The organism is Streptococcus pseudopneumoniae (assembly GCF_001072375.1).
In the GTDB taxonomy this organism is placed as follows: domain Bacteria; phylum Bacillota; class Bacilli; order Lactobacillales; family Streptococcaceae; genus Streptococcus; species Streptococcus pseudopneumoniae_L.
Map to the genome: position 1 here is coordinate 16977 of NZ_JVKV01000016.1, position 10572 is coordinate 27548.

Consider the following 10572-nt stretch of genomic DNA (forward strand, 5'->3'; position numbering starts at 1 on the left):
TTCCTAGCCCTCCACTTTTTGGATACACCAAGAAATCAAGGTTTCTAGGCGTTCCACATTTTCAGTCATATGAAGATAGCCCATGACCGCTTCAAAACCAGTAGACATACGATAGGTCACCACATCCGCATTCTTAGCCTTGGTATGGCTGTTGGTGTTGCGACCCCGTTTATAGATTTCTTCTTCTTTTTCCGTTAGGACTTCTTCTTCCAGCATGAGGGAAATCAAATGTGCCTGAGCCTTGGCCGACACATACTTGGTTGCCTCTTGGTGAAGTTTATTGGGCTTGGTCATGCCTTTGAGAATGAGATGGCGACGGATATACATAGAATAAACTGCATCTCCTTCAAAAGCTAGAGCAATCCCGTTAATGAGATTGACATCAATCACGTGTCCACCTCACTCCATCCTTGGTGTCAAGTAGCTTAATCCCTTGTGCAGCTAGTTGATCACGGATTTGGTCAGCTGTCGCAAAGTCACGATTGGCACGCGCTTCTTGGCGTTTTTGAATCAAGGCTTCAATCTCCTCATCCAAAACTTCTTCGACAAAGACCACTCCAAAGACTTCTAGCATGGCTGCAAGAGTTTCCTTAACACTTGCATCATAGTTGCCTGAGTTGATCCATTTAGCCATTTCAAAGACAACTGTGATTCCATTAGCTGTATTAAAATCCTCATCCATAGCAGCTACAAACTTATCTTTAAATGCCTGTAACTCTTGAGTATCTACAGTTCCAGTAAATGGTTGCTCGTAAGTGTTCTTCAAATACTTGAGATTAGTCTCGGCATCACGCACTGCTTTTTCCGTAAAGTTGATAGGCTTACGGTAGTGTTGAGTCGCAAAGAAGAAACGAAGCACTTGACCATCGATCGTTTCGAGGGCATCGTGTACTGTAATGAAGTTCCCCAAAGACTTAGACATCTTGACATTGTCGATATTGACAAAACCATTGTGCATCCAGTAGTTGGCAAAGGTCTTGCCTGTTTTTGCTTCTGACTGAGCAATTTCATTGGTATGGTGAGGAAACTCAAGGTCAGCACCACCACCGTGAATATCGATGGTATCTCCTAAAATCTCTGTTGACATGACCGAACACTCGATATGCCAGCCTGGGCGACCTGGTCCCCATGGGCTCTCCCAAGAAATCTCACCTGGTTTGGCTGCTTTCCAGAGGGCAAAGTCTACAGGATTTTCCTTACGAGCAGTTTCCTCATCTGTACGACCTGAGGCACCTAGCTCCAAGTCTTCTAGTGTTTTATTGGCTAACTTAGCATAGTTGTGAGATTTTTCCACACGGAAATAGACATCCCCTTGACTCTCATAGGCAAAGCCTTTTTCGATTAAATCTTCCACAAAGCGGATGATATCAGCCATAAACTCGACTACACGAGGATGGCGAGTTGCAGGTTTCACACCAAGAGCCGTCACGTCTTCACGAAAAGCCGCAATGTACTTGTCCGCTACTTCTTGAGGTGTGATGCCTTCTTCCTTGGCACGGTTGATAATCTTATCATCCACATCTGTGAAGTTAGAAATGTAGGCAACTTCATAACCACGGTATTCAAAATAGCGACGAATCGTATCAAAAGCCACCGTTGAACGGGCATTCCCCACGTGGATATAGTTATAAACTGTCGGCCCACAGACATACATCTTAACCTTGCCGTCCTCGATTGGGACAAATTCTCGCAAATCACGAGACATAGTGTCATAGATTTTAATCACTCACTGACTCCTTTCTCTTTCTTGTTTATCGTAAAGAGTAGTTTCAATCCAGCTCTCTGGCAATTACTAAGGCTATCTCAAAGAAAGTCATAGCATCTGCTTTTCTTTCTTCGCGTCTGGCATCCCACTCATGATTATGATGGTCGACATAGTCAGCTGTATAGAAAAATTGATAGACCTTGGCTTGTCGATATTGGGCCCAGGCCATGATAGCCGAAGCTTCCATATCTACAACTCTAGCTCCTGCTGCTAGTCTTCGTTTGACCTTAGCAGCTGTCTCACGATAGAAGGCATCTGTGGTCCAAGACTTTGTTCGAATATGCTCAACACCAGCTTTATCCAAGGCGTTTTCCATAGTTAAGAGTAGAGATCGCTCATAGGCTATTTCATCACTTGCTGGAGCATAGTGATAACTAGTACCTTCATCACGTAAAGCCGAACTTGGTAGGATAATCTTATCTGCTTGAATAGACTGGTCTAGAACTCCGCAAGATCCCAAAACAATAAAGTTCTTAAATCCTCTTGCTTTTAGTTCTTCTAAGAGTCCAACAACCATTGGAGCTCCAATAGTAGCCATAGAAACTGCTACCTTACTCCCATCTTTTTCATAGATATACCATGGCAGTTTGCCATTTAGATTGGTAAGATAGCCACCTTCGTAGACACCATCTATCTGCTTTACTCGTTCAAGGATTTCTCCATTAAAAGACAAGATAATGGTATCACAAACTTCTCCACCACTAAGGAGGCTTCGATCAGTTGGCTCGATAACAGCAGGTACATTTTCAAATTCTTCTAATAGCATTTATTACTCTTTCGCATTCAGATAAACCACTTGGGTTTGTTTGACAAAGCCAATCTTTTCATATAAACGTTTGGCACCTACGTTGCTGTCCTCTACTGCAATCTGAAATTCCTTATCATTTTGCTCAATCAGTTGGTTGACGAGGGATTTTGCTAAGTAGCTTCCATAACCTTTTCCACGATTGACTTCAGCAATCGCAAGTCCATAAAGGTAATTGCATTTTCCAGACACATCGACCGTACAAACGCCAATCACTTGACCTTCTTTGAGTAATATGTAAAGCAGACTATCAGGATCCTTCAAGGCCTCCGAAATGTATCTGTGGCTCACTTCCGGTGCTTCCACTTCATCTGAAAAGGTTTGGTGGTGGAGCTGGGCAATGGCTTCAAGATAAGAAGGTTCTGCCAAGAGCACATCGACATCCGAACGGGAATCTAATGCATAAGCAGTTCGATCACGTCCTAACCAGGTTTCTGTCTCTTCATCCTCGACCAATCCCCAGTTACTGACAAAATCAGGATGACGGTCTAGAAAAATACGTTCTGTCTGAAAAGTCACTGAACGAATAGGGAAAGAAGTCATTTCTTTCTCAAAGCTAGTAAACAAAGCACGTGCAATTCCCTGACGGCGATGATTGGGATGAACCAGTATCGTCACTTCCACATCTTGGTCATCAGCATAGACAGTTAACAAACCAACCAGTTCGCCTTTTTCGTAAAAAAGGAAAAATGCAGGCATGCTTAGGTCAAAATTAAGCATGTTAGAAAGATAAGGATCACGATAAGTTCCATCATAGACTTGGCAACAGTTAATTAGTTTTTTCGCCTCAGATAACTCCTCTTGGCTTAACTTATTTCTTGCTTGAATCATATAGATATCCTCTACAGCTCGGACGATCTATGACTAGCATCTCTCGCTTGCTCGAGTTTATTGACGTAGTATTCCCGTTTTCCTTCAACTTCATGAATGGTTGGTTCATCCTTTTGCCCATGCACTCGGACAATCTTAGCAGGAATACCGACAACCGTCACATCGCTAGGAACATCTGCTACAACAACTGCTGCAGCACCGACTTTGGCATTTTCACCGATTTCTACAGGTCCGATGACTTGGGCATGAGCAGATATGAGAGCTCCCTTACGCACGGTCGGATGGCGTTTGCCAACATCCTTCCCTGTCCCACCAAGGGTTACCCCATGGTAGAGAAGAACCCCTTTTTCAACGATAGCCGTCTCCCCAATCACAAGGCCAGAACCGTGGTCGATAAAGACACCTGATTCGATCTGTGCTCCTGGGTGGATCTCAATCTGAGTCCAAAAACGCCAAAACTGGCTATGCATACGAGCTAAGAGCTTAAAGCCATTCTTCCATAGAAAATGAGAGAGACGGTGGGCAGCCAAGGCTTTCACACCAGGATAGGTCAAAAGAACCTCCAAAGTGGTGCGAGCCGCTGGATCATTTTCTTTTACGATATCAATGGTTTCACGCCACCATCCCATACAATTCTCCTTTTCTTATTCTGAGTCTTTTGGTGTTTCTGTAGTTTCTTTCTTAGGTTTATTGTCCTTGTGGTGGTGACGAGGACGATCGCCATGACGATGACCCTTTTCACCTTTTTCTTCTGAATGTTCAGGTTTCGGTGGACGTGGCAAAAGTGCTTTCATCGAAGCATCTACGCGACCTTTTTCGTCAATCTTGATAATCTTAACATCCACTTCATCACCAATGGCTACCAAGTCTTCGACACGGTTAGTGCGAGTCCAAGCCATTTCAGAGATATGGACGAGGGCATCTGTCTTGTCAAAGAGGTTGACAAAGGCACCGAATTTTTCGATACGCACAACTTTGGCATGGTAAACTTCATCCACCTTCGCTTCACGAACCAAACCAGCAATGATTTCTTTAGCGCGGTTAATGGCAGCTTGGTCACTAGAGTAGATAGATACGTTACCTTCTTCGTCGATATCAATCTTAACGCCTGTTTCAGCGATGATCTTATCAATCGTTTCTCCACCTTTACCGATGACAATCTTAATCTTGTCCACATCAATCTTGATGGTATCAATTTTCGGAGCAGTTGGAGCCAATTCTGGACGAACTTCTGGAATAGTAGCTTCGATGACGTCAAGGATTTCAAAACGAGCTTTCTTGGCTTGAGCAAGAGCTTCAGTCAAGATTTCTGCAGTGATCCCTTGGATCTTGATATCCATCTGAAGGGCTGTAATCCCATCGCGAGTACCTGCAACCTTGAAGTCCATATCCCCAAAGTGGTCTTCCAAACCTTGGATATCTGTCAATACTGTATAGTTGTTACCATCTGAGATAAGTCCCATAGCAATCCCTGCTACTGGCGCCTTGATTGGCACACCACCAGCCATAAGGGCAAGAGTGCCGGCACAGATAGAGGCTTGAGATGAAGAACCGTTTGATTCCAAGACTTCTGCTACCAGACGGATCGCATATGGGAATTCTTCCAAGCTTGGCAATACTTGAGCAAGAGCACGCTCCCCAAGAGCACCGTGACCAATTTCACGACGACCAGGTGCACCGTAACGTCCAGTTTCCCCTACAGAGTATTGTGGGAAGTTATAGTGGTGCATAAAGCGTTTCTTGTACTCTGGATCCAAACCATCGATGATTTGCGTTTCACCCATTGGTGCCAAAGTCAAGATAGAGAGAGCCTGAGTTTGTCCACGAGTGAAGAGACCTGAACCGTGTACACGAGGAAGGAAGTCAACAACCGCATCCAAAGGACGGATTTCATCGACCTTACGGCCGTCAGGACGAACCTTGTCTTCTGTGATCAAACGGCGCACTTCTGCGTGTTCCATTTGTTCCAAGATTTCAGCCACATCACGCATGATTCGGTCAAATTCTTCGTGGTCTGCATATTTTTCTTCGTAAACTGCTGTTACTTGATCTTTTACTGCTTGAGTCGCAGCTTCACGAGCTAATTTTTCTTCTACTTGGACCGCTTTTTGGAGGTCACTGTTGTAGGCTGCGATAATTTCAGCTTGCAATTCAGCATCTACATGAAGCAATTCTACTTCTGCTTTTTCCTTACCGACTGCCGCAACGATTTCTTCTTGGAAGGCAATCAATTCTTTAACGGCTTCGTGTCCTTTAAGAAGAGCTTCCAACATGATTTCTTCTGACAATTCTTTTGCACCAGACTCTACCATGTTGATAGCATGCTTAGTACCAGCTACTGTCAATTCAAGAAGCGATTGCTCTGCTTGTTCTTGAGTTGGGTTGATGACGATTTCTCCATCAACATAGCCTACTTGTACCCCAGCGATTGGTCCGTCAAATGGAATGTCTGAGATAGACAAGGCCAATGATGAACCAAACATGGCTGCCATTGGTGCAGATGCATTTTCATCGTAAGAAAGGACAGTGTTGATGACTTGCACTTCGTTACGGAAACCTTCCGCAAACATTGGACGGATTGGACGGTCAATCAAACGCGCTGTCAAAGTCGCATCTGTTGAAGGACGTCCTTCACGTTTCATAAAGCCACCAGGAAATTTCCCAGCCGCATACATTTTTTCTTCGTAGTTGACTTGAAGCGGGAAGAAATCCCCAGTTGCCATCTTCTTAGACATAACGGCAGCAGTCAAGACAGTTGACTCACCGTAACGTACCACAACAGAGCCATTTGCTTGCTTAGCAACCTGACCAGTCTCTACGATCAACTCACGACCCGCAAAAGTCGTTTGAAACACATGTTTTGTCATTTTAATCCCCTTTGGATTGATAAAATTATACGCCTTGCCTACAAAAATCAGGATACAAAGGGCGTTAAGAATCCCGTATGAAAATAGGAGATTGACGCAGTGTGCGGTGCACACCAGGAAATCTATCTTTTTCACTAGGGATTTAGCCCGTGTTCAACTCCGAAAATACTTTAGATTTGATTCTTTAACTCACATCTCTTTGACATAAGATTAAGACTACTTAAATATCGTTTATACCCTCATCTTTGTATCAAGTACGTACAGAGTCTATTTTATCATATTTTTCTTAAAAAGTGCTGGCTTTTCTATTAAAAAGGAACCATTCCTCCATGAAAAGAAGAATGGTTTGCTTTTTATTATCCTAAAGATTGGTGATTAAACAAGGCATGGGTTGCTTGGTGAATGTACTGAGCAGTATCTGCATTGTTCATGGTGTAGAGATGCACGCCTGCTACGTCTTGCGTTACCAAGTCCACGATTTGGTCCACGGCATAGGCAAGTCCTGCTGCTCTGAGTGACTCAGGGTCATTCTCATACTTGTCCAAGATAGCCTTAAACTTACGTGGGAGATGGATATTCTCACAAGTCTTCAAGAGACGAAGAGCTTGGTTACGATTCAGGATTGGCATAATTCCTGCATGAATCGGTACATCAATACCAGCCAAGGTGCACTTATCCTGGAAATCGTAGAAACGCTCATTGTCAAAGAAAAGCTGAGTGACAAGACTTGAACAGCCTGCATCTACTTTTCTTTTCAGATTTTGAATATCTGAGATTTGGTTTGGTGAATCAGGGTGCCCTTCTGGGTAACAAGCGCCAATAATTTCAAAGTGTGGCGCCTGCTCCTTGATGAATTCAATCAAGTCAGTCGCGTAACGGAAATCTTTTTGTGGCTCCACATCCGGAATAATATCTCCACGAAGAGCCAAGATTTTCTGAACCCCAACCTTATCCAAATCTGCAATAGTCTCAGCTACCTTATCCTTAGTTAGGTAGATAGCTGGCAAGTGAGCAATGGTCGGAATCTCCAAGTCATTTTGGATATAATCTGCCAAACGAACCGTCGTCTCCTTGATATTAAATTTATTATTGCTGGCAGTTACACTGATAAAGTGTGGTGCCAAGCCCTGCATGTCTTTCAGAGCTGCAATAATTTTGTCATTGCCTACTGCTGGGTTTGGAGGGAAAACTTCAAATGAGAGTGACGGTGTTTGACGTGACATATTTATGAACCTTTTCTAGTTGATTTCTTACTGATCAACCATGTATAGAGAACTGTCTTTTCTTACAATTTCTCACGCGCAGCTTTCGCAGCGTCTACAAGGCGGATCAAGCTTTCTTTCGTTTCTGGGATACCACGTGTTTTCAAACCACAGTCAGGGTTGATCCAAACTTTCTTGCTAGGTACTTTCGCAAGGATAGCTTCGATGGTGTGGTCGATTTCGCCTTCGTTAGGCACACGAGGTGAGTGGATATCGTAAACCCCAGGTCCAACTTCTGTTTGGAAGTTTTTCGCTTTGAGTTCGTCCAAGATTTCAAGGTTTGAACGGCTAGCTTCAAATGAGATAACGTCTGCATCCATGTTGTCGATAGCTGGGATGATATCTGTAAATTCTGAGTAACACATGTGAGTGTGGATTTGTGTGTCTGGCGCTACTGTTGAGTGTACCAAGCGGAAGGCTGGAATAGCCCAGTCAAGGTAGTCTTCGTACCAGTCGCTACGACGGAGTGGCAATTTCTCACGAAGGGCAGCCTCGTCGATTTGGATGATTTTCACGCCTGCAGCTTCAAGGTCAAGAACTTCATCCTTGATAGCAAGAGCGATTTGAAGAGTAGAATCCTTGATAGAGATGTCTTCACGTGGGAATGACCAGTTAAGGATGGTAACAGGTCCAGTCAACATACCTTTAACAGGTTTGTCAGTACGGCTTTGTGCGTAGCTAGACCATTTCACAGTGATTGGGTTGAGACGAGTGACATCGCCCCAGATGATTGGTGGTTTAACCCCACGCATACCGTATGATTGTACCCAACCATTCTTAGAGAAGAGGTAACCTGACAAGTTTTGACCGAAGTACTCAACCATGTCATTACGCTCGAATTCACCATGTACAAGCACGTCAAATCCAACTTCTTCTTGCCATTTGATCCATTCGTTGATGGTTTCAGCAAGGAAGGCATCGTATTCTTCTTGAGACAATTCACCCTTACGGAAGGCCAAACGTTTAGCACGAACTTCTTTTGTTTGAGGGAATGAACCAATAGTTGTTGTTGGAAGAGCTGGAAGTTTGAAGGCATCTTCTTGGATAGCTTCACGTTCAGCAAAGGCTGGCAAACGAGTGTAGTCTGCGTCTGTCAATCCAGCGATACGAGCACGAAGTTCCGCATTTTCACCAACACGTTCAGTCGCAAAGAGTTCTTTGTTTGCTGCAAGAGCTTCTGCACCTTGACCGTTGCGGATAGCATCCAAGTCACGGATTTCATCCAATTTTTCAACTGCAAATGCAAAGTGGTTCAAGATAGCTGGTTCAAAATCTTCATTAGCAGTTGTAAATGGCACGTGAAGAAGTGAGCATGAGCTTGTCAAAACGATGTTTTCAGCTGGGATTTGCTCAAGAATAGCCAAGCTCTTTTCGTAGTTGTTGCGCCAGATGTTCTTACCATTGACAATACCTGCATAAAGAGTCTTGTCAGCTGGGAAGCCACCTTTAACGAGTTCAAGAGTTTTCTTACCTTCAACGAAGTCAAGACCGATTGCATCTATTGGCAATTTCACAAGGTCAGCGTAGACGTCACGAACGTCACCGAAGTAAGTTTGAAGCAAGACTTCAAGACCTTTTTTATCAGCCAAGAGTTTGTTGTAGATGTTCAAGAAGAGTGCTTTTTCTTCTTCTGTCAAGTCTTTGACAAGAGCAGCTTCATCGAGTTGGATACGAGTTGCACCAAGTTCAGCCAATTTCGCAAAAACATCTTGGTAAGCAGCTACTAAGCTATCTACGAAGTCTTCTGCTTTCACACCTTCTTCAAAGTCTGACAATTGAAGGAACGTGAATGGACCTACAAGGACAGGACGAGTGTTAAGACCAAGTTCTTTTGCTTCTTGGAACTCATCGAAAATCTTGTGACCAGCCAATTTTACTTGAGTGTCTTTTTCAAATTTAGGAACGATGTAGTGGTAGTTAGTGTTGAACCATTTCTTCATCGGAAGGGCACGAACATCCCCTTTTTCTCCTTGGTAACCACGTCCCAAAGCAAAGTAACGTTCAAGGTCTGACAATTCCAAGTTTTGCACTGAAGCAGGAACTACGTTGAAAAGGAAGGCAGCATCAAGGAAGTTGTCATAGTGAGAAAAGTCATTTGATGGGATTTCAGTGATGCCTTTTTCTTTGACGATATTCCAGTGTTTTGCACGCAATTCTTTCGCAGCAGCCAAGAGTTCTTCTTCTGAGATTTCTTTTCTAAAGTATTTTTCAGTTGTAAATTTTAATTCGCGGAATTCACCCAAACGAGGGAAACCGATAATTGTAGTTGACATGTTTTGTCCTCCAAAAATTGTTGTTGAAACTATCTTAACAGAAAAGAAACTGTCTGTATAATTGTAAAAAATTAGGCTTTGATATAGTTTGAAACTATATCTCGATTTAAAAGACAAAAAAAGATTTGGAGAAGATTCCCCAAATCCTTTGATAGATACAGATTAGTAGGCTTTCAAGGTTGCTGTGTTCTGCGCAAAAAAATATTGAATTGAAAGCTACCTATGGCTTGTTATTAGAAAAGACTATAGGCACTGATTCTCAACTATTTTCCTGTTCAAGCGGTACAACCGCTAGTGTCTTTCCTAAGCTGGCTAAAACTTTCAAGACCGTATCCAACTGAGGACTGGTCTTACCTGTTTCCATTCTTGCTATGACAGGCTGGCTCACTCCACTAAGTTCTTCTAGCTTTTTCTGACTAATCCCTTGCTCACGTCTAGCTTCAATTAACTCACTCATGATTGCCACCCGCATATCACTTTCAAGGATTTCCTCCTTGGTGAAGAGTTGGGACCGGACATCCTTCCAGTTACTTCCAATAGCACTATTTTTCATCACTTAACCCTCTTTCTTTTAAGTCCTTCAGTTCACGCTTGGCTTTTTTAAATTATAACTTAAAAGTTATTAAAAGTAAATCCAAATACTTATAAAAAGAAGAGGCTGGGACAAAAGACCTAGCCTCTCAATTTTCTATGGGTTGTCGAGCAAGGCGCAGTGGTTGAGTGGACTCTACTACGCTGATTTCATCAGCTTTTACAGCCCTACTCAACT

The 10572-nt window shown here is 43.2% G+C and carries 9 protein-coding genes; all 9 read right to left on the reverse strand.

All coding sequences use genetic code 11. The features are described from left to right. Nucleotides 1-3 precede the first annotated feature (3 nt). Nucleotides 4-390 (reverse strand): Mini-ribonuclease 3, encoded by a 387-nt coding sequence (locus tag ADH31_RS01110; RefSeq protein WP_045763483.1) that lies wholly within the window; start codon nt 388-390, stop codon nt 4-6. Then, complete coding sequence (cysS, locus tag ADH31_RS01115; protein ID WP_049508403.1) at nt 383-1726, reverse strand: cysteine--tRNA ligase; 1344 nt, start codon at nt 1724-1726, stop codon at nt 383-385. Before cysS ends, ADH31_RS01110 begins: the two co-directional genes overlap by 8 nt. Nucleotides 1727-1769: 43 nt before the next feature. Next, nucleotides 1770-2531, reverse strand: coding sequence for a nucleoside phosphorylase (locus tag ADH31_RS01120; RefSeq protein WP_049508404.1), 762 nt, complete (start codon nt 2529-2531; stop codon nt 1770-1772). A 3-nt stretch (nt 2532-2534) separates the two neighbouring features. Continuing rightward, nucleotides 2535-3401, reverse strand: coding sequence for a GNAT family N-acetyltransferase (locus tag ADH31_RS01125; RefSeq protein ID WP_049508407.1), 867 nt, complete (start codon nt 3399-3401; stop codon nt 2535-2537). Nucleotides 3402-3412: 11 nt separating this feature from the next. Then, on the reverse strand, nt 3413-4030 hold the full coding sequence (cysE, locus tag ADH31_RS01130; protein WP_000539996.1) for a serine O-acetyltransferase: 618 nt from the start codon (nt 4028-4030) through the stop codon (nt 3413-3415). Nucleotides 4031-4045: 15 nt separating this feature from the next. Continuing rightward, entirely contained in the window at nt 4046-6268 is a 2223-nt protein-coding gene (pnp, locus tag ADH31_RS01135; RefSeq protein ID WP_049508409.1) for a polyribonucleotide nucleotidyltransferase, read from the reverse strand. A 356-nt stretch (nt 6269-6624) separates the two neighbouring features. Beyond that, nucleotides 6625-7491, reverse strand: a complete 867-nt coding sequence (gene metF, locus ADH31_RS01140; protein WP_049508411.1) for a methylenetetrahydrofolate reductase [NAD(P)H] — start codon at nt 7489-7491, stop codon at nt 6625-6627. Nucleotides 7492-7553: 62 nt separating this feature from the next. Further along, nucleotides 7554-9803, reverse strand: coding sequence for a 5-methyltetrahydropteroyltriglutamate--homocysteine S-methyltransferase (gene metE / locus ADH31_RS01145; RefSeq protein WP_049508413.1), 2250 nt, complete (start codon nt 9801-9803; stop codon nt 7554-7556). Nucleotides 9804-10062: 259 nt separating this feature from the next. Next, the gene (locus tag ADH31_RS01150) at nt 10063-10356 is read right to left on the reverse strand and encodes a helix-turn-helix domain-containing protein (protein WP_049508415.1); all 294 of its coding nucleotides are present in this window, start codon (nt 10354-10356) and stop codon (nt 10063-10065) included. Nucleotides 10357-10572: the final 216 nt, after the last annotated feature.